Annotated in this window: 18 protein-coding genes; 13 read left to right on the top strand and 5 right to left on the bottom strand. The window is 31.4% G+C overall.

Annotated elements, in window-relative coordinates:
* Window positions 1-156: 156 nt before the first annotated feature.
* The 9 genes from Q9968_RS06565 to Q9968_RS06525 all read left to right on the top strand — a co-directional run bounded on the left by Q9968_RS06565 (window position 157) and on the right by Q9968_RS06525 (window position 7,751).
* Window positions 157-1,137: a radical SAM protein gene (locus Q9968_RS06565; RefSeq protein WP_305514681.1), complete on the top strand. Its 981-nt coding sequence runs from the start codon at window positions 157-159 to the stop codon at window positions 1,135-1,137.
* A 36-nt stretch (window positions 1,138-1,173) separates the two neighbouring features.
* On the top strand, window positions 1,174-2,145 hold the full coding sequence (locus Q9968_RS06560) for an NAD(P)H-dependent glycerol-3-phosphate dehydrogenase (RefSeq protein ID WP_305514679.1): 972 nt from the start codon (window positions 1,174-1,176) through the stop codon (window positions 2,143-2,145).
* Between the two features lie 11 nt (window positions 2,146-2,156).
* Entirely contained in the window at window positions 2,157-2,924 is a 768-nt protein-coding gene (locus Q9968_RS06555) for a phosphocholine cytidylyltransferase family protein (protein WP_305514677.1), read from the top strand.
* Window positions 2,925-3,074: 150 nt separating this feature from the next.
* Window positions 3,075-4,427, top strand: coding sequence for an Asp-tRNA(Asn)/Glu-tRNA(Gln) amidotransferase subunit GatB (gene gatB / locus Q9968_RS06550; RefSeq protein ID WP_305514675.1), 1,353 nt, complete (start codon window positions 3,075-3,077; stop codon window positions 4,425-4,427).
* A gap of 15 nt (window positions 4,428-4,442) precedes the next feature.
* Window positions 4,443-5,255: a CBS domain-containing protein gene (locus Q9968_RS06545; protein WP_305514673.1), complete on the top strand. Its 813-nt coding sequence runs from the start codon at window positions 4,443-4,445 to the stop codon at window positions 5,253-5,255.
* Window positions 5,248-5,538, top strand: a complete 291-nt coding sequence (hisE, locus tag Q9968_RS06540; RefSeq protein WP_305514671.1) for a phosphoribosyl-ATP diphosphatase — start codon at window positions 5,248-5,250, stop codon at window positions 5,536-5,538. The genes Q9968_RS06545 and hisE overlap by 8 nt, the downstream gene beginning before the upstream one ends.
* Before the next feature lie 63 nt (window positions 5,539-5,601).
* Complete coding sequence (locus Q9968_RS06535) at window positions 5,602-6,366, top strand: ABC transporter permease (protein ID WP_305514669.1); 765 nt, start codon at window positions 5,602-5,604, stop codon at window positions 6,364-6,366.
* A gap of 9 nt (window positions 6,367-6,375) precedes the next feature.
* A complete protein-coding gene (locus tag Q9968_RS06530) occupies window positions 6,376-7,230 on the top strand; it encodes an ABC transporter ATP-binding protein (RefSeq protein ID WP_305514667.1) in 855 nt (284 codons plus the stop codon).
* Window positions 7,231-7,244: 14 nt separating this feature from the next.
* Window positions 7,245-7,751, top strand: coding sequence for a hypothetical protein (locus Q9968_RS06525; protein WP_305514665.1), 507 nt, complete (start codon window positions 7,245-7,247; stop codon window positions 7,749-7,751).
* Here the strand turns inward: Q9968_RS06525 and Q9968_RS06520 are convergent, their stop codons facing one another.
* On the bottom strand, window positions 7,752-8,309 hold the full coding sequence (locus Q9968_RS06520) for a GNAT family N-acetyltransferase (protein WP_305514663.1): 558 nt from the start codon (window positions 8,307-8,309) through the stop codon (window positions 7,752-7,754).
* Entirely contained in the window at window positions 8,310-9,071 is a 762-nt protein-coding gene (larB, locus tag Q9968_RS06515) for a nickel pincer cofactor biosynthesis protein LarB (protein WP_305514661.1), read from the bottom strand. It abuts the gene before it with no gap.
* A gap of 55 nt (window positions 9,072-9,126) precedes the next feature.
* Here larB and hypF point away from each other — a divergent pair, with 55 nt between their 5' ends.
* The gene (gene hypF, locus Q9968_RS06510; protein ID WP_305514659.1) at window positions 9,127-11,367 is read left to right on the top strand and encodes a carbamoyltransferase HypF; all 2,241 of its coding nucleotides are present in this window, start codon (window positions 9,127-9,129) and stop codon (window positions 11,365-11,367) included.
* A gap of 28 nt (window positions 11,368-11,395) precedes the next feature.
* Here hypF and Q9968_RS06505 read toward each other — a convergent pair whose 3' ends face one another.
* Window positions 11,396-11,971 (bottom strand): ArsR family transcriptional regulator, encoded by a 576-nt coding sequence (locus tag Q9968_RS06505; protein ID WP_305514657.1) that lies wholly within the window; start codon window positions 11,969-11,971, stop codon window positions 11,396-11,398.
* A gap of 245 nt (window positions 11,972-12,216) precedes the next feature.
* Between Q9968_RS06505 and Q9968_RS06500 the strand changes: the two genes are divergently transcribed.
* The 3 genes from Q9968_RS06500 (at window position 12,217) to dnaJ (ending at window position 15,965) form a co-directional block, all read left to right on the top strand.
* Entirely contained in the window at window positions 12,217-12,768 is a 552-nt protein-coding gene (locus Q9968_RS06500; protein WP_305514655.1) for a nucleotide exchange factor GrpE, read from the top strand.
* Window positions 12,769-12,810: 42 nt separating this feature from the next.
* Window positions 12,811-14,685, top strand: coding sequence for a molecular chaperone DnaK (dnaK, locus tag Q9968_RS06495; protein WP_305514653.1), 1,875 nt, complete (start codon window positions 12,811-12,813; stop codon window positions 14,683-14,685).
* A gap of 137 nt (window positions 14,686-14,822) precedes the next feature.
* Window positions 14,823-15,965, top strand: coding sequence for a molecular chaperone DnaJ (gene dnaJ / locus Q9968_RS06490; protein ID WP_305514652.1), 1,143 nt, complete (start codon window positions 14,823-14,825; stop codon window positions 15,963-15,965).
* Between the two features lie 347 nt (window positions 15,966-16,312).
* Here the strand turns inward: dnaJ and Q9968_RS06485 are convergent, their stop codons facing one another.
* Window positions 16,313-19,678: a hypothetical protein gene (locus Q9968_RS06485; RefSeq protein ID WP_305514650.1), complete on the bottom strand. Its 3,366-nt coding sequence runs from the start codon at window positions 19,676-19,678 to the stop codon at window positions 16,313-16,315.
* A 344-nt stretch (window positions 19,679-20,022) separates the two neighbouring features.
* A complete protein-coding gene (locus Q9968_RS06480) occupies window positions 20,023-24,159 on the bottom strand; it encodes a right-handed parallel beta-helix repeat-containing protein (RefSeq protein WP_305514648.1) in 4,137 nt (1,378 codons plus the stop codon).
* Between the last annotated feature and the right edge of the window lie 43 nt (window positions 24,160-24,202).

Genomic DNA, 24,202 nt, shown 5'->3' with positions numbered 1-24,202 from the left:
CATGATTAAAAATCAAAGACTTTAAACAGTAATAATAGTTATACATTACATTGTATATAAATGTTTTGATTTTTCTAAAACTTTTATGGAAAAAATCGTCAACATACATAAATTAGTCATCGCAGTATATAAACTTTAAGGAGCATATATAATAACATGGATTTTAACATATTTGACCTAATTAAAAAAGCCAATGAAATTACTTTAAAGAAACATGGCGATTTAATAACTCTGGAAAGAGCAGTATTCTTATCTTGGTGGTGTGATAAAGGAGATTGTGCCTTTTGTTATATGTCCACACAAAAAGAAAAAATAAAAGATCCAAAGAAAGCTAGAAGAAATATTAATAATATATATGCTGAAGCTGAAATGTGCAGACGCCTTGATTGGAATATAGAATTCCTATCTGGAGGATATGAATCCTTTACAACTCAAGAAATTAAAGAAATCGCCACAAATATAAAGAATATCACTGGAGATGGAGTTTGGTTAAATACTGGAATTACTGATGAATTAAATCAGTACAGTTCAGAAATTAAAGGCATAACCGGTGCAGTTGAGGTAGCTAATCCCAAAATACACGAAAAAGTTTGTCCCTCTAAAAAATTAGATGATATTAGTAATATGTTAGATATTGCAGGAGATTTAGGATTTAAAAAGGCAATTACAATAATTTTAGGTCTTGGAGAAACTCTTGATGATGTTTCATATATAATAGATTATATTAGATATCATAAAATTGATAGAGTAATCTTTTATTCGCTTAATCCTCACAAAGACACCATTTATTCAAATTCCTCACAACCCCCTTCACTTTATTATGCTCAAGTTGTAGCACAAGTAAGGTTAGCCTTCCCAGATATTGAAATAATCTGCGGAACATGGATTGATAATCTAGCAAATATCGGAATATTGATTCTGAGTGGAGCAAATGGAATAACAAAATTCCCCTTGTTTAAAATGTTTGGAACAAAATATGGTAAAAGAGTTGAAGAAGAAGTTAAATGCGCTGGAAGACAATTAAAAGGAACATTCACTGATAAAACCCAATTGGGATCTAAAGAAAGTGAAGTTTCCCCCGAATTGGATAAATTCATTAAACAATATGTTAAAGAATCTTTAAAAAATAAATATTAATTACAACATTAAAATAATTAAAAAACAAGGTGTAAAATGAGATTAAATATAGGCATTATTGGAGCCGGTTCACTAGGTACAGCAATTTCACAAACAATAAGTGAAAATGTAGATCAAATATTATTACATGCGAGAAATCAAGATTTGTGTGATGATATTAATACTACTGGATACAATACACAGTATTATCCTAATCAAAAATTAAATGAAAATATTACAGCAACAACTGATTTGAATGATTTAAAACAATGCGAAATTATATTTTTAGCAATCCCCTCTTCTGCTTTTAGGGAAACTTTAAAAAACTTAAAAGAAGTAATTTCTAATGATGTAATTCTTGTTACCACAGCAAAAGGGATTGAATATCCTTCTCTTAAAACAATGGGCGATTTAATATCTGAATATTTTGATGAAAATTATGTTGCATTATCCGGACCCAATTTTGCATCAGAAATAATGATAAAGCAGCCAACAGTGACAAATATTTCATCAAGAAAACGTGAAAACTCCCTAAAAGTTAAAGAGGTATTGTCAACTAAACAATTTAAAGTTAAAATAATTGATGACATTAAAGGAATTGAACTTTGTGGTGTTTTGAAAAATATAAATGCAATAGCTAACGGAATTTGTGAAGGAATGAACATCAATGAGAATGCCAGATACAGTATCTTAACTAAAAGTTTTAAGGACACCATTAAAATCATTGAGGCAATTGGAGGCAATTGCGATACAGTTCACGAATATTGTGGATTTGGAGATTTAATTTTAACCTCAACTTCTTCTGAAAGTAGAAACCACACTCTTGGAATTTTATACGGCCAAAGATTAATTATTGATGAAGCTGCAAGTGGCATTGTATTTGAAGGAAAAAATTCTATTAAAGCAATAAAGGATATTTGCACTAAATATGACATCAATAGTGATACTGTAGATTTTGTTTATGATGTAATTATTAAAAGGACAAATCCTATTAAAGCATTTAACATGTTATGGGACAAATTTGAATAAAAGGTGAAAAAATGATTGGAGTAATTTTATCAGCAGGAATGGGCACTAGATTAATGCCGCTTACAAAGGACATACCAAAACCATTACTTGAAGTGAATGGCATGACCTTACTTGAAAGAATGATGAGAAATTTAATGGCAGAAGATATTAAAGAATTTATTGTGATTGTTGGATACAATAAAGACAAAGTAGAAGATGTAGTTCCTAAATTAAAAGAAAAATATTCCATTAACATTAGAATTTTAGAAAATGAAAAATATGACGTTACCAACACTTCCGTTTCAACATATATCGCAAGCAAATACATTGAAGAAAATCAGATGGACGATTTTATATTAATTAATGGAGACAATGTTGTTGATCCTGAAATTATCGCAAGAATAGCTGAAAGAGAAAATACCAGTTTAATTGTAGATAATTTTAAAGATTTAAACGAGGAGTCATTTAAATTAATTATTGAAAATGAAATATTTGATGAAGATAAATCAATAGCCAATGGAACTATAAAAGAAATCGGAAAAGGGATTGATATTCCTAGTTCTACAGGGGAATTTATTGGTGTTTCAAAAGTATCTAAAAATGACATAGTTAAATTTAATGAAATTCTTGAAGACTTAATGGATGAAGATAAACAGAATTATTATGATTTTGCATATAAAACATTGAGCAATATCAGTACAATTGATTATGTTTTAACAAATGGACTTAAATGGACCGAGATTGATGACCATAACGATTGGAATCAAGCTCAAAAATTAATTGATGAGTTTGAAAACTAGTTCATCAATTTTTATTTATTTTTTATTATTTTAAAATCCCTACCAATATCCTATTTTTTAACAATGTTTATAAATTGAAATGAACAAATATGATGATAGTATAAAAAATTATCCTAAAAGGGAGGAATTACTATTAGTGACGATGTCGATATGATGTGTGGACTTGAAATCCACGTGCAATTAGAAACTGAATCAAAATTATTCTGTGATTGTCCTACAAATTACCAGGATGCACCAATTAATTCAAACATCTGTCCAGTTTGTCTTAATCAACCAGGTGCAAAACCACATCCTACAAATGAAAAAGCATTGGAAAATGCACTGATGATTGCTTTAATGCTTAACTGTGAAATTGATCAGGATGTCATTTATTTCATGAGAAAACATTATGACTATCCTGATTTGCCTTCAGGATATCAAAGAACTTCAGTTCCTATTGGAATTAAAGGTGAACTAAATGGAATTAGAATTAGAGAAATTCACGCTGAAGAAGATCCAGGTCAATTTAAACCAGACAGAGGTACTGTTAACTTCAACCGTTCAGGAATTCCGTTAGTTGAAATTGTAACTGAACCAGATATAAAATCTCCTGAAGAAGCAAGAAACTTCTTAAAAGAATTAATTCGTGTTTTGCAATATAGTGGAGGAGCCCGTGGAGAGGGAACCATGAGAGCAGATGTTAACATCTCCATCAATGGAGGAAACAGGGTAGAAATGAAAAACGTTAACTCCATTAAAGGTGCATACAAAGCATTGAAATTCGAACTTGTAAGGCAGAAAAATCTTATGAAAAGAGGAGTTGAAGTTAAGCAAGAAACTCGTGCATATCTTGAATCTCAAATGATTACTGTCGGAATGAGATTAAAAGAAGATGCTGATGATTATCGTTTTATTACAGACCCAGACCTTCCACCAATGAAAATTTCTGATGAAACTATCAAAAGAATCTTAGACACCATGCCTGAAGCACCTCACAATAAAGTGAAAAGATTCGTTGCAGATTACGGCATTGATGAAGAATCTGCTAAAGTATTGACTTCCGAACTCGATTTAGCTATTAGTTATGAAGAAGTTGTAAAAGAAGTTGATTCTAGATTTGCAGCTAAATGGATGAGGGATGAACTTAAAAGAGTATTATCCTATAATAAATTAGACTTTGCAGATAGTGGAATTAGTGTCGATGATTTAGTTGAATACTTAAAAATGATTGAAACAAAAGAAATTACCGCTAAAGCAGCTCATAAAATCATTGAACAAATGCCAAACAGTGATAAAACACCTAAAGAAATTGCTGAAGAATTAGGTTTGCTTGGTGTTGTAAATGAAGATGAGACATTATCCGCTGTTAGACAAGCTATTGAGGAAAATCCAAAAGCAGTTGATGATTACTTAGCTGGTCAAAAAGCTTCACTTAACTTCTTAGTGGGTCAAGTAATGAGATTAACCCGTGGAAAAGCAGACCCTGGAGAAACTGTTAAACTTTTAAGAGAAAATATAGAATAGAAAAGGGGACACTATATGGCAGAGAAAAAGTCTTTTGTAAAAGATTATATGACCCGAGATGTAATTTCTGTTTCTCCAGACACTGAAACTGACAAAATAATAGATTTAATGAAAGAAAGTCACCACAACAGTTACCCTGTTGTTAAAAACAATAAACTGGTGGGAATGGTAACTGCATTTGATGTTGTGGCAAAGGAATGGGCAGACACAGTTTCAGGAATAATGAGTACTAACCTAGTTGTCGCTAATCAAGATTTATCAATAAACGATGCTTCTAGAGTAATGTTTAGAAAGGGCATTTCAAGAATGCCTGTTGTAGATGCTGATGGAGCATTAGTTGGCATTATTACAAATACTGATATGGTCAGGTCACATATTGAAAGATCCACACCAAATAAAGTGGAATACTTTAAAAAGACTATGGAACAATTATATGGCATTAAAACTACCTTGAAACATATGCCTGTTGAAACTAAAAAATTAAGGCCTACACAAGACAGAGTTTATGCAGATGAACTTGAAGGAAGAGCTTATGAGTTGGAAAAAGGATTGGCCGAACCTGCAATTGTTGTTAAAACTGATGATAGATGGATTTTAGTTGATGGGCATCACAGAGCAGTAGCTTCAGTCCAAAGAGGTTATGAAACTGTTGACTCTTATGTTGTTGATTTAGGCAAAGATATCAAATTAGGTATGGAAAAAACTGCTGATAAAGCAGGTATTAAAACATTTGATGATATTGAAATTATTGACGATGATAAACATCCATTAATTGCAATTACTGAAAGTATGCAAGATCAAGAATCAAACGGTGATGATGATGAATAATGATGAAATCATAAGAGAAGTTTATGAAGTTTTACAATCAAGAAGAGACAATCCTATTGATTCTTATACATCTAATATCATGAAAGATAGTGATAAAAAAGCTGAAGATAAGATATTAGAAAAAATCGCTGAAGAAGCTGGAGAAGTAATAATAGCTTCTAAAAACGATGAAAATTTAGTTTATGAATCCGTTGATTTAATCTTCCACACTTTATTGCTTTTAGTTCATAAAGGAATAGAACTTGATGAAATCTATGAAGAGTTTGCTAGAAGGCGGAAGTGAGTAAAAATTTATAAATAATTTTTAACATAATTTTAGATAATTGAAAACATATTGGTTATTACTATGTTTGACACAAATTCGGAAAAAAAATTTTTGCTAACAGAGCTAGTTAAAAAGAATTTAACTTCAAAATATAAAGATTCCGTTTTAGGAATTTTATGGAGTTTTTTCAATCCTCTCTTAACTATGTTAGTATTTACATTAATCTTTTCCATGCTGTTTGGAAGAAATATTCAAAACTATCCTGTTTACTATTTAGCAGGAAGATTGGCATTTGATTTTTACAACCATGGGACTAAAGGAGCTATGAACTCAATTAGAAAGGATGCTAATTTATTAAAAAAGATTTATGTTCCAAAACTGATGTTCCCTATTAGTTCTGTTTGTTATGAATTTGTTAACTTTTTAATATCTTTCGTGATATTGTTTGGAGTTATGCTAATTACCGGAGCACCTTTCCATATAACATTAATATACACTATAATTCCTCTTTCTTTTTTAGTGGTATTGGTATTTGGAGTTGGGCTTATATTAGCAGTTTGCAATACTTATTTCACAGATATCGGATACCTGTACAACGTATTTACTTTAGTATTATTATATGCATCTGCAATGTTTTATCCAATCGAGATTGTTCCTTCACAAGTACAGTTCATATTTACTCTGAATCCCGTTTATTGTGCAATGTCCTGTTTTAGACAATGCGTATACGGAGCAATACCTGATTTCACAATGATACTTTATTTAGGGGCATTTGCATTTACTACATTAGGAATAGGAATATTATTATTTAATATCTATGATAAAAAATTAGTTTTAGAATTATAAGGTGTTATTATGGGCATTATAGGAAAAATAAAAAATAAAATTAATATACTCTCCAATGACTCTGATAATACCACTGAAAAACTTGATGATAATGTTGCGGTTAAAGTTGAACATATATCAATGGAGTTTAAAATCACTAAAGATAAAATTGATACCTTGAAAGAGTATGTTATCCGAACTATTAAACGCAATAAAGAAGAAAAAGAGAAAATTAGAGTCTTAGATGATATCAGTTTTGAAATTTATAAAGGGGATAAGCTTGGAATTCTGGGATTTAATGGAGCTGGAAAAAGTACACTTTTAAAAATATTATCCGGAATATATGAACCTACATATGGAAAAATACGAATCAACGGTAAAGTTGCCCCATTATTGGAGTTGAGTGCTGGCTTTGATAAGAACTACACTGGAAAAAACAATATTTACTTAAATGGTGCTTTTTTAAGCATGGACAAAAAGCTACTTGATGAAAAATATGATGAGATTGTAGAGTTTTCAGAACTTGGTGAATTTATCAATTACCCAGTTAAGAATTACTCCTCAGGTATGAGAGCTAAATTAGGTTTTTCAATAGCCACTCTCATACAACCAGACATATTGATTGTAGATGAAATTTTATCTGTTGGAGATATTAAATTTAGAAAGAAAAGTTCTGAGAAAATTAATGAACTTATGGCTGAAGGAGTGACAGTATTGCTCGTTTCACATTCTATCAGTCAAATTAGAAAAATCTGTGACAAGTGTATTTGGATTGATAATGGAAAACTTGTCATGGAAGGTCCTGCTGATGAAGTTTGTGATGCATATGTCGAAAATGCTGAAGGCAGACAAAAAAATAAGAAAAAAAAGAAAAATAAAAAATAACCTGAGGCAGAATTATGGATAAACGTTGGATTGGAATTATTATTGTATTACTTGCAGGATTAGGATGTATGTACCTTGTTGTCAGTAACTCTACCAGTGTAGGCAATGCAGTTTCTGTGATTAGTGATGTTGCAGTAACATTGCCTCCAGGATATATCACAACTGATGACGGCAGCAGATATTGTGTATTCCATAATAAAAAAACAAATGAAGTTATTCGCATTAAATGTTTAGAAGAAGTGACCAATAACAATGAAGAATATAATAAGAAACTGAAATCATTAACTCAGCAAGATGACATAATTATTAAGAAGAATTTTACAAACAAAAATTTAAGTATGATTGAATATGAAAACCAATCGTCTAAAGACGAAAAGGACAATGCAATAGCATACTTTGATAAGTGCAATCATACATTCTCGATGAAGCTTGAACATTTTACTAATGAAACCAGTAAAGAAAATGCGATGAACTTTATTATCGAACAAATTAAATTCGATTTCAAACAAAATAAAGGATAATCATTTTAAATTATATTCCATATTGCGCATTCCTCTTTCAAAATTGAGGAATTTAACTCTTTTTTTATTGAATTCTTTAAACCCCATTTTTTCATAAAGCCTGTAAGCTCCATTATTTCTAAAGTCAGCATCCAAAAGCACTCTATTTAAATCTTCATCACGAGCCCAATTGATTACATCAACTAAAACTTTTCTACCTAAACCTTGGCCCCTTAAACTATTGTCGATTGCCAGCTCAGCTACATATAAATCTCCAGGTTTGACGTCACATAAAACAAAGTAATCTAGGATATCTACAATTAATAACCTTAGAGATTTGAAATTGAAATGCTTTGGAAATTTATTTACATAGTAAATCAAAATACCTATAATCTCATCATCATTTAATATTACAAGGAATGTTTCTAGATCTTCATCTTGTAAGCTTTTAGAAATGGAGTTGATAGCGCCATCAGAACTTTTAAAAAGCATGTCAAATGTTCTAAAGTCAACATCATAAACTAGCTTAGCTACTTTAGATACATCATGTATTTCAGGATTAAAAATTTCATATTTCATTTAATCACTATTTACAATTGTTAATGCGAATACTCCAGCGCCAAATCCATTATCGATATTTACAACTGCAATTCCAGGAGCACATGATTGAAGCATTGCATCTAGAGCTACCCTTCCACCTTCTCCAACACCATAACCTACAGAAGTTGGAACGGCAATTACAGGCACATCTACAAGGCCCGCAACAACAGAAGGCAACGCCCCTTCCATTCCAGCACAAACTATAAATGCCCTAACGCCCTGACCAACCATATATGCAATTTGAGGGAAAAGCCTATGGATTCCTGCAACACCAATATCATAAGAGGTAATTGATTCACATCCTCCTTCTTCAACTATTACACGGGCTTCTTCTGCAATATTAATGTCAGATGTTCCGGCAGTTATAATGCCAATTTTTGCAATAGGATCTTTTTTTGTTATTTCTTTTCTAATTATTAAAATGTGAGCTCGTCCGTTATAGTCAAAAATATATGAATTTTCGCCTAAATCCCTTTCTATCTTTTCATACCTCTCAGATGACAATTTTGTAATTATCAAGTCATCATCACTTTTTTTAAGGAAATTTTTGATTATTGTAATTAAATCGTCATAATCTTTACTTGGAGAAAATATTGCTTCTGGAAAACCTGTTCTCTCACTGCGTTTAATATCAAACTTAGCAATATCATCAAATTCTAAAATATTATCCGCTTTTAGAAGTTGTTCTGCTTGGTCAATGTCAAGTTGGCCATTAGCTAATTTTTCAAGAATATCTTTCATAATATAATATATAAGATAAAATTATATAAAATTTAACTTACAATATTATAATTTAATGAAGGCATTAAAGATTTTAACTGAAGGTATTGTCCAAGGAGTGGGATTTAGACCATATGTATATAGGCTAGCGGCTGACTTAAATCTAAAAGGATATGTTAGAAACCTTGGAAATGTGGTTGAAATCACAGTTGAGGGTGAAAATGCCCTTAATTTTGCAAAGAGACTTCCACTTGAATTACCCCCAATTGCAAAAATTGATTCAATGAAAGTTAGTGAAGTTGAAGTGGAAAATTATTCTGATTTTGAAATAATTGAAAGTGAAGATTCCTATTCAGGAGCTAGTGTAATACCTCCAGACATTGCAATATGTGACAGATGTCTGGAAGAAATTAGAGATCCTAATGATAGGCGCTATAAATATCCATTTAATGCATGTACAGATTGCGGACCCAGATTTACAGTTATTGAAAGTGTGCCTTATGATAGAATTAGAACCTCCATGGAGGAATTTCCATTATGTGAAAATTGCCTAAGTGAATACGGGCAACCCTTAGATAGACGGTATCATGGTGAAGCTATTTGTTGTGGTGATTGCGGACCTCAAATGGTCATCTATAAAGGAAATGAAAAACTAAATGTTGAAAATCCTATTAAAAAAGGTGCAGAAATCTTAAGTGATGGAGAAATACTTGCAATTAAAGGTATTGGAGGAACACATCTAGCAGTTGATGCTTATAACGATGAAGCAATAAATGAATTGAGAAAACGTCTGAACCGGCCAAGTCAAGCGTTTGCAGTAATGTGTAAAGATTTAGAAAGCTTGAAAGAATATGCCCAACTATCCAAACGAGAAATCGAAACATTAACCTCCAATAAAAGACCTATTGTTATTTTAAAGAAAAATGAAAATTATAACTTCCCTGAAAGCTTATCACCCGGTCTGCACAATATTGGAGTGATGCTTCCCTACTCACCAATGCATTACTTATTATTTGATGAAAGCAATATTGACACATTAGTTATGACATCAGCCAATATTCCAGGTGAACCAATGGTGATTGACAACGCTGAGATAATTACAGGCGTTAATGAATATTCCCTCATCCATAATCGTAAAATCCTAAACAGATGTGATGACTCTGTAATCAGATTTAGAAATGACGAGTTATCCTTTATTAGACGATCACGCGGATACACTCCAGAACCCTATACAATCAGTTATGAAACTAATGATTTGGATGTGCTTGCACTGGGCCCTGAACTTGATGTGACATTTTCAATAGCTAAAGGAAATAAAGCATATCCTTCACAACACATTGGAAATGCAAACAAACCAAAAACATTAGAATTTTTAAAAACCGCAATTAGCAATATGGAAAGAATTCTAAAAATCAATGAATTTGATGTGATTGCCTGTGATATGCATCCTCATTTTTTTACTACACGTTTAGCACATGAATTATCTCAAAAGTATGGTGCAGAAGTCCTGCCAGTGCAACACCATCATGCACATTCAGCAGCACTTGCCAATGACCATGGAATTGATGAGCTGATTAGCATTGCTGCTGATGGAGTGGGATATGGAAGCGATTCAACTAGCTGGGGAGGAGAAATACTTTACACAGATATTAACTCGTTTGAAAGAATGGGCAATTTAGAGCCTCAGCTAATGCCCGGTGGAGATGCTGCAACAAAATATCCTGTAAGAATGCTTGCAGGTATCTTAAAAGATGATGAGCTAATAAAAAAGTATGCTGATTATTTCAGATATGGCGAAATTGAGATTAAAAACATTAAAAAACAAATTGAAGCTGGAATCAATGTAGGAGTAAGCACAAGTACAGGCAGAGTGCTTGATTCAATGGCTGTGGCCTTGGAAATTTGTCATGAGCGTACCTATGAAGGAGAATGCTCAATGAAACTTGAATCGGCTGCATATTACTCAACCAAAAAGCTAGAAATCCCTGTGATAATCGAAAATAATCAATTGAACACAACTGAAATTTTACGTGAAGTTGTAAGATTATACCAAAGTGGAGAAAAAAAGGCTGATGTTGCATCTGCAGGTCAAATTGCTGTGGCAAATGGCTTAAGCGAACTTGCAATTCAAGCATCCGATAAAAAGAATATCGCCGATATTGGAGCCACCGGAGGAGTATTTTATAATGAAGCCATTACCGATCAAGTTAAAAATTGCATTGAAAAAAATGGTTTTAATTTCATTCAACACACGAATACCTGTGCCGGAGATGGATCTGTATCTTTAGGTCAAAGTATTGTGGCTAAAAAAATGTAAAAAAGTTTGAAAATTAATTCAAACAATATTATTTAGTTTTCATGGTTCTCTCAAGAATATATTCCGCTCTTTCTAAAAGATTGCCATATAATCTGATTTGATTTTTCAACTCGTCAATTGCTTCGAGTTGACCGTCATCGATTCTTTTTTCAATGTCTAATAATTTAGACCATTCGTCCCCAGATGGTAGTTGTAATGTATTGAGCATGTCATCTGTAAGTTGTACATCGAAGTTGTTTCTATTAATCGTAATATGTATGTTAACTTCATTTTGTAAATCGTAGTATTTACGTGGACGACCTCTTAAAATCTTTCTATAAGAAGAATTTAAGATACCTATATCTTCCATTGCACGAAGGTGCGCAATAATAGCTTTTTGACCAATGTCCAGTTCATTGGAAATTTCACTTACAAACATAGGTTCTTCTCTTAAAAGATTTATAATATCTCTTCTAGTTTTACAACCCATTACATCAAGGATATCTTCCACATCCATGTCTTCAGCAGGGCCATTGTAGTTAGTTCTTAATTCTATGTGACCTTTAGGCATTTCGACATTTCTGCGAGTTCTTTCATTTTTCTCAATGTCGTTTGTATTATTCATGATTATACTTTCTGTATCGAAACCTTTATATAACTTTTTGTTACTATAATAATGTAAGAGAAAGATAACTTTTGGTTACTTTAATATTTGGTTCAGAAAAACTTAAGGTAATAACTCTTATTTGATGAACCATTTTCCTATATGTCCATAAATTCCCAAAAACCAATATTAAAGAATCATAAGAATAACTTCTCGGTTAAGAGTTATTACATTGGTTTTTCTAAAAACCTAAATAAGGTGTCAAGATGACTGACGAAAATAAAGGCAAAACTGAAGTTAAAGACGAAGATATTCAGGAAAAATATGAAGAACTTCTTGAAAAGTTAACTTCAAAAGATGAAGAAATTGAAAAGCTCGAAAAAAATCTTGAAAAATCCGAAAATGAAACTCAAGAATATATCTCGCTATCACAAAGACTTCAAGCGGATTTTGAAAATTTCAAAAAAATTACTGACAAAAGAAATCAAGATTTAATAAAATTCGCAAATGAAAATGTTATAAAATCATTTCTTGATTGCTATGAAGACTTTGGAAGAGCTTTAGAAACTGAAAAAGATGAAGATTTAAGAAATGGTGTAGAACTCATATATAATAAATTCAGTGATGTTTTGAAAAAAGAAGGAGTTAGTGAAATTCCCACAAATGGTGAAAAATTCGACTTAAACAAACATGAAGCATTGATGGTGCAAGAATCCGACGATGTTGAAAATGAATACATTATTGAAGAGTTGATGAAAGGATATATGTATAAAGACAAGGTTCTTAAATATTCAAAAGTTATAGTTTGTAAAAAATAATGTTTATTAAATAATATATTGAAAAAAAATAAGGTGATAATTATGTCTGATACTAAAAAAGAAAAAATTATTGGAATTGATCTCGGTACAAGTAACTCTGCAGCATCTGTGCTCGTAGGTGGTAAACCTACTACAATCCCATCTGCAGAAGGTGCAAGTCAATATGGTAAATCATTCCCAAGTTATGTTGCATTTACCGAAGAAGGTCAAATGTTAGTTGGTGAACCAGCAAGAAGACAAGCAGTAACAAACCCTGAAAATACAATCAGTGCAATTAAAAGAAGTATGGGTACTGATTACAAAGTTACTGTAAACGGAAAACAATATTCCCCACAAGAAATTTCCGCATTTATCTTACAAAAAATTAAAAAAGATGCAGAAACCTTCCTCGGAGAACCTATAGAAAAAGCTGTAATTACAGTACCTGCTTACTTTGACGACAACCAAAGAACCGCAACAAAAGACGCAGGAACTATTGCTGGACTTGATGTTGTAAGACTCGTAAACGAACCAACCGCAGCAAGCCTTGCATATGGTCTTGATAAATCCGAAGACGATGACATGAATATTATGGTATACGACTTAGGCGGAGGTACCTTAGACGTGACTATTATGGAGTTCGGTGGAGGAGTATTTGAAGTAAAATCCACTAGTGGAGACACCCAACTCGGTGGTACCGATATGGATAACGTATTAATCAAATACTTAGCTGATGAATTTAAAACAAAAGAAGGTATTGACTTAATGGATAATGATCAATCCGTGCAAAGATTAAGAGAAGCTGCTGAAAAAGCGAAAATAGAATTATCCACTACCACAACCACTGAAATAAACTTGCCATTCATTGCAATGGGAAGTGATGGAGCTCCTAAAAACTTAATTATCTCACTTACAAGAGCAAAATTAGAAGAGCTCGTTGATTCAATTGTCGAAAAATCAGGTAAACCAATGCAACAAGCATTAGATGATGCAAAAATGACCAAATCCGAAATTGATAAAATCATCTTAGTTGGTGGACCTACCAGAATGCCAATTGTACAAAAATTCGTCGAAAAATTCATAGGAAAAACAGTCGAACGTGGTATTGATCCAATGGAATGTGTATCTATGGGTGCAGCTATTCAAGGAGGAGTATTAGCTGGTGAAATTAAAGATATCGTATTATTGGACGTGACTCCATTATCCTTAGGTATTGAAACCTTAGGTGGAGTATCCACTACTTTAATTGAAAGAAACACCACTATTCCTACCAAAAAAAGCCAAGTATTCTCCACTGCTGCAGATAACCAGCCTTCAGTAGATATTAATGTATTGCAAGGGGAAAGAAAAATGGCGGCTGACAATACCTCTCTCGGACGTTTCCAACTTATAGGCATCCCACCTGCACCAAGAGGCATTCCGCAAATTGAAGTAACCTTTGATATTGACGCAAATGGTATTATTAATGTAACTGCTAAAGATAAAGGAACCGGTAAAGAGCAAGCTATTACCATTACCTCCTCCACCAAATTGTCCGATGAAGAAATCGAACAGAAAATCAAAGAAGCAGAAATGAATGCTGAAGCAGACAAGAAAAGACAAGAAGAAATAGAAATCAGAAATAATGCAGACTCATTAATTTACACTTCAGAAAAAACTTTAGATGAACTCAAAGATCAAGTATCTGAAGATGAAAAAACTAAAGTCGAAGGACTTGTAGCTGAATTAAGAGAATTTATAGCTGGCGATGATGTTGATGCCATTAAAGCAAAGTCTGATGAATTATCTAATCTAATTCAAGAGATTGGTGCTAAAATTTACCAACAAGCACAAGCAGAAGCACAAGCTCAACAACAAGCAGGAGCTGACCCTAATGCTGGTGCTAACAATGGTGATGATGACACAATTGATGCAGACTATGAAGTAAAAGACGATTAGAATAAATAATACGGTTTTATTGAGATTGTTAGGTTATAAACAAAATCAGAATCAATCAGTAATAAACTAACATTTTAGATAAAACTATTATTTCTTCTAACTTATTATTTTTTATAATTATTTTTTAAGGTGAATAAATGGCAGACAAGCGTGACTATTATGAAGTTCTCGGAGTAGATAAAAATGCTGATGAAAAAACAATAAAAAAAGCTTATCGTAACTTAGCCAGAAAATACCATCCAGACGTTTGTGACGAGGAAGGAGCTGAAGATAAATTTAAAGAGGTAAGTGAAGCTTATGCTGTCTTGTCCGATGATGAAAAACGTCAAAGATATGATCAATTTGGTCATGCTGGAATGGACGGATTTACCGCTGAAGACTTCTATCAAAACGTGAACTTCGAAGACATATTCCAAGGATTTGATATTGGAAACATATTTGATATGTTTGGATTTGGTGGAGGATCCCGCTCAAGAGGAAGAACAGGCCCTCAAAGAGGTTCAGACATTTACACTGAAGTTCCAATCACTCTTGAAGAAGCATTTAATGGATGCGAAAAAGAAATTAAAATTACAAGAAGTGAATTATGTCCAACATGTCATGGTTCTAAATCAAAACCCGGATCTGATCCCGTAACTTGTAGCGTATGCGGAGGAACAGGTCAAATTAAAGAAGTTAGCAACACATTCTTAGGTCAAATGGTTAATGTTAAACCATGTAGAAAATGTGGCGGAACCGGTAAGATAATTACCGATCCATGTGAAGACTGTCAAGGTAAAGGAAGTAAAAGAAAAACAAAAACTATTAAAATCGAAATTCCAAATGGTGTTGATGAAGGAAACCACTTAAGAGTATCCGGTGAGGGTAACTGTGGTGAAGCCGCTGGTCTTGAAGGTGATTTAATAGTAACTATACATGTTAAAAAACATGAAAAATTCATCCGTGAAGGAGATCACTTATACCTAGAACAACAAGTAAGTTTCCCACAAGCAGCATTAGGTGATGTTATAAGCATTCCGACTATTGAGGGAAAAGAAGTTGAATTCAAAATTACACCTGGAACACAAAGCGAAACGGTTTACAAATTAAGAGGACAAGGTATGAACTCTGTTAGACATTCCAGTAGAGGAAATATGTATGTAACTGTTAAGGTCGTTGTTCCTAAAAAACTGAACTCAAAACAAAAAGAATTACTTGAAGAATTCGCTGAAGTCAGCGGAGAAGAGATTAAACATATTGAAAAAGGACTCTTTGATAGAGTTAAAGATGCTATGAAGTAAGTTAGTTTTTACTAATTTACTCCACCTATTTTTATTGAAACTATAGTTAATTAAACTATACCTAACTTATTTTTACATTGAAATTATTTATTGATAATTTAATAATTTGATAGGATGCTTTTTAAAATATGCATTGCATTTCCTGTGATATACATAACCTAATTAATTTTAGAGGATGTGTAGAATTAAGGAGTTTTTAGACAATGTTAGTCTTAAAATAATCAAGAAAACGACTGGTTAAATCAATACAACCAATGAAAAGAAATATGATTTCTTAATGAACCTTGACAACAATGAATCAAGTGATACTTGAAAAAATAAAAAAAACAATAGAGATTGAAAAATCTCTATTTGATAGTAATTTTAACTTTTTTACTTGCTGCTTTGTAATAAGAGTTACCTGCAAATTTAACTTTAGCTGTGTATGTGCCTTTTTTAGTTAATTTAATCTTAAAGACTGCATTACCTTTGGAATTAGTTTTTGCATTGTAGATTTTGTCTTTGATTTTTAAGGTAACTTTAACTTTGTTAATGCCTTTTTTCTTACTGTCTTTTAGAACAATATTGTATTTTTTGGTTTTCTTAGCCTTGAAAGCTTTCTTATTAGCAGTTAATTTAGTTGCTTCTTTGGTGATTTTAACTGTAGCAGTAAGTGTAGAAGCTACATAATTACTATCACTGTTAAATTTAACAACTAACTTTTGAGTTCCTGTTTTAGTTGCAGCCAGTCTAAATTTAACGACTCCTGCAGAATTGGTAATTCCAGTTTGAGTTTTACCATTGAATGTGATAGTCACTTCTTTATTAGCTAAAGGATTGCCCATATCATCTTTTAATGTTATGTCGTAATAAGATCCAGATTTAATTGCAGTCAATAAAACAGTTTTGGAACTAACTCCTGCAATTTCAGATAATCTTTTTTCAATATTAATGTGACCTTTAACAGATTTAGGGCCGTAGGTTTCATTACCAAAATAGGTGACATATACATTGTATTTGCCAACATCCCAAGCAGATACTTCAAATGCTGCAACACCTGAATTATCGGTTGTTGTATTTATCTTGTTTAACCCAGCAGATAAGAAAACAGTTGCATTTTTAATAGGATCTCCATTTTCATCTGATAAAATCGCATAATAGATAAGACCACTATTATAAACAGTATTGTAATCCATAACTGAAATAATTACTTTATATTTAGGACTTGAATCAGTAATGACAGTTGAAGGTCCCGCATTAGCAACAGAATTAGAACCTACACCTTTTTTACCAGTTAAGTAATTATTTGAAATGGTTGCATTATTGCCGTTTAAGTTAACTGCATAATCCCCTGAAGTTTGAATGGTGTTGTTTGCAATTGTAGCATTTCCAGCAGCAATTTTAACACCTACAGTATCAGTTCCCATGGAATCCAAAATTGATAAATTACCTTCATTTGAAGCTTCGGAAGTAATGTTATTGTTAGTTATATTTATCTCATCAACCTTAGATCCAATACCAATAGTGTGATTTCCAGTTACATAAATAATATTGTTATCAATAAGTGCTTCATCTCCACCTACTTCAATACCTACAACATAATAAGCATTGCCATGAATTTTATTATGGGTAATGTTAACAGAAACGCTTTTACCACCCATACCAGAGTAAATACCATAAGTAGAATTATTAGCATTGACAGTGATTACGTTGGATTCAACATTACCATAACCGCCTTCAATATCAATACCATCAGCATAATAATTAGCAGAAGAGGTTATATTATTAAAGCTAATAGTAAAATTATCTGCCTCAATAATAATGCCATAAATGTAAGTATTTCCCAAAGAATTAATATTATTATTCTTAATTATCGCATTACCCGTATCAGTGAAATCTAAAACATAAATAGTATCTGAATTACCAACAACATCAACAAAAGTTGTAGTAACATTATTAGAAGCAAAAATAACATCTTCAGAATTTACGACAACAATTCCACTAGACTTAGCATGACGTACATAATTCCAAGAGCCTGGAGGCTCTTCAATCCAAGGAACGAAAGCAGAAACTAAATTTAAATTTAATTCGTTGTCAAAAATGTGAACCCCATTACTACTAAAGACATATATTCCATTGCTGGTGATGTTTTCATTTACATTCCCTACAAAATTCACAATATTGCCGCTCATGGTCAATTCATCCATGCCTTTAGCATATACTGCATAATTATCAGTTTCGCCTTTAGCAATAACATTAATTACATTGTCTTCCAAATCAATGTCGCCACCTAGAATTAAATTAACACCAATAGAAGTAGAATTTATAGAGTTATCAGAAATATCCCAATCTCCTTTAACACTAATCCCTGCACTTTCCATATGTATCATGGAATCTCCAGTACTTTGATTACCAATATTGGAACCTAAGCTATTGATTTGGTTTCCAGAGATAGTTCCTTCATCTAAAGAATTTGCAACAATAGCAACAGTGTGATTACCATTTAAAGTAATTTTATTGTCAGATATTACAGGATTCTTCATGACAATTTCAAACCCACAAGCAGCATAAGCATTACCGGTGATTATATTATCTGAATAAGTAACATTTTCAATAGGTCCCATCAGTTGATAGGCATAAATACCATACACTACGTTAGGTGCAGTTATTTCAATTACATTTCCAGAAACTTTCCCATTAGAAGAAGGTCCTCCGACAGCAATAGCATTTGCATAATTTGCTTCAGCAGTAATATCGAAATTATTATTAGTTAATTCAAATTCATCTGCAACTATTGACATACTATAAATATACCCATGACCGTTAGCAGTGATGTTATTATCACTAACTACAACATTTTTACAAACATTCGGAAAAGTAAAATCAGTATAATTCATATTAGCATTGCCAATAGTTACCACATAAATAGTATCCGAAGATCCAGAAATTCCACTATAATTGAGTTTTATATTATTTCTGGTCAAAGTTACATTTTCACATGTAAGAAATACAATACCCTCACTAAAAGCTTCAAGATTATAATTCAAATCATATTTTACATCAACTGAAGGCATGATAATATTATAAACATTATCCGACATAGTGACATTTCTTCCGCCTTCAACACGGACAGCATTGTTTATATTAGCTCCTTCAGTAGTTCCAACATAAGTGATAGTATTTTTTAAAAGATTTAATGTAGTTATATTCTTTGCTAATATTGCAAAACTATCCATAGATTTTAATGATAGAAAATTAATTACATTATTAGAAATTGTAACATCATCTACATTTTTTACATTAACTAAATACATATTACTATTCATATTCAAATTAAAGCCATCAATTACAACATTGTTTTCTTTAATGATGAATGCTATGTTATTAAATGTGGCATTACGTCCAGTGAAGGTAACAGATTTTGCAATAGTGATGCAATATACACCAATATTACTAAAATCACCTTCAAAAATTAATTCAGTAGCATTAGAAGTTAATACCCCATCTTCATCAAAGTAATTATAAAATGTATCATTAGTTACCACATTACTATCAGAGATACTACCATTATCTTGAAGAATGCCACCATTATCACTTTCAAGTTCACAACTACCTTCATCAATAGTTAGAACTTCATTATCTGTAGATATTTCATCATTTACTTGGCTAGCAGTAATATTCCCATCATCGGCAGCAAAAGCCACACTAGCAGAGAATAATACGATAGAAAGCAAAATTAATGAAATAAATATGTTTTTTCCTTTAATAATTACACCTCTTATAAATTAATTAATTCAAATGTTCAATAGTCAACTAAATTTAATAAATTAACGACTACACTTAAGATTAAGTTTAATAACATATTTAAATTTTATTAAATAAAAATTGAAAAAAAAGTAAAATAAATGTTAAATACCTTTATCTTTTAATAGTAATCGTATTAGATATTTTACATTTACCATATTTTGAAATAATTTTATATTTACCCACTTTTAATTTTTTAAGGGACAACATAACAATACCCTTTTTATTGGTTTTCACTTTGTATGTTTTTCCTTTAAATTTGATGGTGATTTTTTTATTTTAATGCCTTGCCATTCTTATTGACCAATTTAACTGAAAATTTAATTTTTTTAGCTTTTTTCGTAACTATGTTTTTAGTGATTAATGTTGGTTTGATTTTTAATTCATTGGAAACTTTATCACCATGATACTCGGCAGTTATTTTATAAGATCCTGCGTTCAGTTTTAAAGATTTGGAAACATATCCCCTTTTATCAGTTTTAAGATTGTATGTTATACCATTAACTTTAACTTTTACAATATGACCTGCTCCAACATATTTGCCTTTAGAATCCATAATGCGAAGCTTATAAGTAATAGTATTGCCATAGTAAACAGCATAATTTTTATTTCCAGTAATTGCAGGCATTACAGTAACATCTGCTGTGCTTTTAGATCCATAATAAGCATCATCCCCAGCATAAGACACGTGAACTCTATAATTTCCTCTTGAAATTGGAGGTAAACTAATTTGACCGGCAGAATTAGTAGTTAAAGGGTAAGTAGTACCAGCCACCATGACAATGACTTTTTTATTAGACATGACACTACCGTTTTGATCTTTTAATGTGGCTAAAATACCCCCTGGATAAACCTTTGAATTAATTGTAATGCTTGTTGAAATAAGCCTATATGCAGTTAAATTAGCATTAGCAGTAACTGTTTCAAAATAATCGGGATTTTTAATTTCTACAAGTATTTTAGGATTATCACTGTAAATTTGAGGAATTTCAGCAGTTAAAATAGCTTTACCGTTAACATCACTAACAACTTTTCCTAAATAACTATAAAACCCATCATCCACAACATTAAATTCAACTGTTATTCCGCTAACAGGATTTCCCAAAATATCTACAAGAGTTGCTACAAATATTGCATTTCTTGCAATAGCTCCGGTAACATTATCAACATGTACAGTTAAATCACCTTTTCTTATTTCTAAGGTTGATTCGAATTCAGTGTATTTATAATTTTCTTTAAATACATTAGCATGAATCAAATATGTAGCCGGAGTATAATCGATGAAGGTATAATTAAGTGTTGCAGTGCCATTTTTGATTACAACTTGTTGAATTTCACCATTCATAGAACTAAATGTAACATTAGCTCCCTCTAAACCAACATCAGTAGTTGTAAATACAAATGTTCCCTTCTCCAAATATTTTATAACTATATCAGAGAGGGTTCCAGTTACTAAATACTTATAATTTTTATCAACAGTATTATTAACTGTAGTATTTACTGCATAATTTCCAATACCATTTTCACTGTCAAGATAATTAGAATAAATTACATTATCAATGGCAATATCATCAATAATAACTGCATAACCAAATTTGGAAGTGATATTATTTTCAGAAATATTATTATAAGATGAATTTAATTTAAGATAGACTCCTGCAGTTCCAGTCCCTGTTGGATCAAAGTTTATAAAATTGATTTCATCACCAGTTGCATTAACAAAAATAATATTTGAGGTTAATTTATTATTTTGTGCTTTAACAATTCTTGAACCATATGATTGTTTGGCGTTAATTTCAAAGGTATTATTATTAATTATGTTATAATTAGAAGAATAAACATCTATCCCATAAACCATTTGTGAATTTAATGTTAAAATGTTTTTTTTGATAGTGGATCCTTGAGACATTTCTAAATTAATACCATATATAACACAATCTGCTCGGGCATTTACAATATTGCCTATTATAGTAGTGTTTTTAGATTTATCACCAATTATTATTCCTTCAACACAATAAGTACCATTTAAACGAATATTGTTATTAATGAATTGGTTATTTGATGCATCTTGGCCAATTGGAGCCTCAGCTCCAGTTTGAGAACCTAAAACCCCAACACCATAAATGTAATTATCATATCCATAGATATAGATATTATTATTTGAAACAGTATTATTGTGAGTGTTGTAATATAAATCAATACCTACAAGTGAATTTGTAGAATTAGTTTTGTTATATGTTTGGTTTAATTTTGAAGTAACAGTTACATTATTTCCAGAAATGATATTATTTGATGAAAAAGCCGTTAAGATACCATAAGTCCTGTAAACTTCAGCTAAAACATAAGTTCCATTTAAAGTGTTTCCACTGGTGCAGACTTCATTACCAGAAGTACAAGAACCATTACCAGAACCTGGAATCTCACCACCAGAAGTGCAGGTTTCATTTCCGGAAGTACATACTCCCCCACCACTAATGTAGACTTCGGAAGTTCCATTGGTAAAGATAGTATTATTTATAAATCTACAATCTTCCGCAGTATAAGCAAGTAGAGTATAAGTTAAATAATTACCTGAAGATGAAAGTTTATTTCCAATTATATCAACATAAATAGATTCAATTACATAAATAGCATAAGCTGCATTTTTATCATAAACATCAATGCTACAGTTAGTGATTGTAGCACCAACGGCCCGGTAAACTAAAACTCCCCAACCATTTGAAACTTTATCGTTTCGGATAGTTAAATTTTCCATCCAAACACCATTCGAGTAAATTTTAAATTTGACATTGTGAAAAATTGGGTTTTTACCGGTTATTTTAACTGCGGAATTAATGAAAATAGTTTTATTTGAAAAAGTACCCTCAAAGTGTAAAGTATCCCCATCTTTAATAGTAGCAGACAAATAACCATTAGCACTAATGTATTCATCATAATTAGAATTATTAATTATATAGTGAGTCCCATTAAATTTGTATTGGGGTTTTGATGGATCATATGATCCTTCTGGTGTTGCAACAATACCTGTGCCTTTAGGACCGCTATTATCTTCAATCCTATAATATTCAGATGCATCTGCATCTCTTGCATCAATTGAATAAGTATTATTAGTTGAAACATAATTATTTATAATTGTAATATTTCCAGGCATTTTATGAACACTCATTTTTTGAATTAAAACACATACACCATAGTGACTATATATAGTATTATTATCTACTGTTAAATTAAAAGAATGAGTATTGAATAATACTCCTGCACCAGAAATAGTTGAAATGAAATTATCTTCAATGTTAATATAAGATCCGCAAGGATAAATACCAGTTCCTTGAGATATTACCTCTACGGTATTATTTTTAATAATAGAATAATCTAAAGCTGAAATACCTGAACCTGTTGGGATGATCTTTGCATTTTTAATTGTATTGTTAATAACAGTGGAATAAAGAGCAGCTACAATACCATATTCTCCCCCAATTTCAACTGAAGGATTATTGAAATCAGCCCCTGTGAGGTTAATAATTTTATTATTTATAATTATATTTCCAGTTCCTGAAGTTGAAATTCCCCTATATGCTCCAATAACCCTATTAGAGTTTATTGTATTATTAGAACCCATAATTTGAATACCGTAACTCCAAGAAGTAGGCAATACGTTGTATTTTATAGAATTATTATAAATTATATTAAAATTAGAATGACCTCCATTAAAATATCCTCCAGGATAACTAGATAGATAAATTCCATTTGCATCATCACAAATTATCTTATTATTTGCTATATAATTATAATGAGATCCACTTATGACCAGTGGAGGTGCAGACCTTGTTCCATGACCATAAGTAATTCCGAAGGTTGTTAATTTATTATCCGTAACATTATTATGATTTGCATTATTTCCAATACCAATAGCATAAGAAGACATACCATTATTTTTAATTGTACATCCACTTATAACACAATTACTTGCACCATTTAAAAACACACCACACTTGTAATCCTCAGAATTATTAATATTTAAATTAGAAATTGTACTTCCAGATGCTCCGTTATAGAACATGAAAATACAATTTTTAAGAACATTTGTGCTTGATCCTACAACATTTACTTGTTTTTTAAAGGAAAATGTCTTATTTGAAAAAACACCGTCAATATTGAGAGTATCACCTTCATTAACAGAAGTTGAAATTAATACCCCATTCTCAAAATAATTCTTATACGTAGTAGGAGTAACCGTGTGAGAATTTGAAGTTAAAACTTCTTCACTAACTACATCACTATTATCTGATGTAGACAATTCAATAGATTCATCACTACTTACAGTATCATTTAAATCATCGCTAGCACTAACAGCAGTGATAGATACCAATAATAGTAATAAAATCAATATCATATTAATTTTTTTAAACATATTCTGCCTCGCTACATTGAATTCAAGATTATTTTAAAAATAA

Origin of the sequence: Methanobrevibacter sp. V14, from assembly GCF_963082475.1 — an archaeon.
Classification (GTDB): domain Archaea; phylum Methanobacteriota; class Methanobacteria; order Methanobacteriales; family Methanobacteriaceae; genus Methanocatella.
The sequence above is the reverse complement of the archived record's forward strand: the minus strand, read 5'-3'. Positions and strand labels throughout refer to the sequence as shown.

What these genes read in the sequence shown, in the direction of transcription:
- Q9968_RS06565 (WP_305514681.1), top strand. Translation starts at nt 157, where the DNA reads ATGGATTTTAACATATTTGACCTAATTAAAAAAGCCAATGAAATTACT.
- Q9968_RS06560 (WP_305514679.1), top strand. Translation starts at nt 1,174, where the DNA reads ATGAGATTAAATATAGGCATTATTGGAGCCGGTTCACTAGGTACAGCA.
- Q9968_RS06555 (WP_305514677.1), top strand. Translation starts at nt 2,157, where the DNA reads ATGATTGGAGTAATTTTATCAGCAGGAATGGGCACTAGATTAATGCCG.
- gatB (WP_305514675.1), top strand. Translation starts at nt 3,075, where the DNA reads ATGATGTGTGGACTTGAAATCCACGTGCAATTAGAAACTGAATCAAAA.
- Q9968_RS06545 (WP_305514673.1), top strand. Translation starts at nt 4,443, where the DNA reads ATGGCAGAGAAAAAGTCTTTTGTAAAAGATTATATGACCCGAGATGTA.
- hisE (WP_305514671.1), top strand. Translation starts at nt 5,248, where the DNA reads ATGAATAATGATGAAATCATAAGAGAAGTTTATGAAGTTTTACAATCA.
- Q9968_RS06535 (WP_305514669.1), top strand. Translation starts at nt 5,602, where the DNA reads ATGTTTGACACAAATTCGGAAAAAAAATTTTTGCTAACAGAGCTAGTT.
- Q9968_RS06530 (WP_305514667.1), top strand. Translation starts at nt 6,376, where the DNA reads ATGGGCATTATAGGAAAAATAAAAAATAAAATTAATATACTCTCCAAT.
- Q9968_RS06525 (WP_305514665.1), top strand. Translation starts at nt 7,245, where the DNA reads ATGGATAAACGTTGGATTGGAATTATTATTGTATTACTTGCAGGATTA.
- Q9968_RS06520 (WP_305514663.1), bottom strand. Translation starts at nt 8,309, where the DNA reads ATGAAATATGAAATTTTTAATCCTGAAATACATGATGTATCTAAAGTA.
- larB (WP_305514661.1), bottom strand. Translation starts at nt 9,071, where the DNA reads ATGAAAGATATTCTTGAAAAATTAGCTAATGGCCAACTTGACATTGAC.
- hypF (WP_305514659.1), top strand. Translation starts at nt 9,127, where the DNA reads ATGAAGGCATTAAAGATTTTAACTGAAGGTATTGTCCAAGGAGTGGGA.
- Q9968_RS06505 (WP_305514657.1), bottom strand. Translation starts at nt 11,971, where the DNA reads ATGAATAATACAAACGACATTGAGAAAAATGAAAGAACTCGCAGAAAT.
- Q9968_RS06500 (WP_305514655.1), top strand. Translation starts at nt 12,217, where the DNA reads ATGACTGACGAAAATAAAGGCAAAACTGAAGTTAAAGACGAAGATATT.
- dnaK (WP_305514653.1), top strand. Translation starts at nt 12,811, where the DNA reads ATGTCTGATACTAAAAAAGAAAAAATTATTGGAATTGATCTCGGTACA.
- dnaJ (WP_305514652.1), top strand. Translation starts at nt 14,823, where the DNA reads ATGGCAGACAAGCGTGACTATTATGAAGTTCTCGGAGTAGATAAAAAT.
- Q9968_RS06480 (WP_305514648.1), bottom strand. Translation starts at nt 24,159, where the DNA reads ATGTTTAAAAAAATTAATATGATATTGATTTTATTACTATTATTGGTA.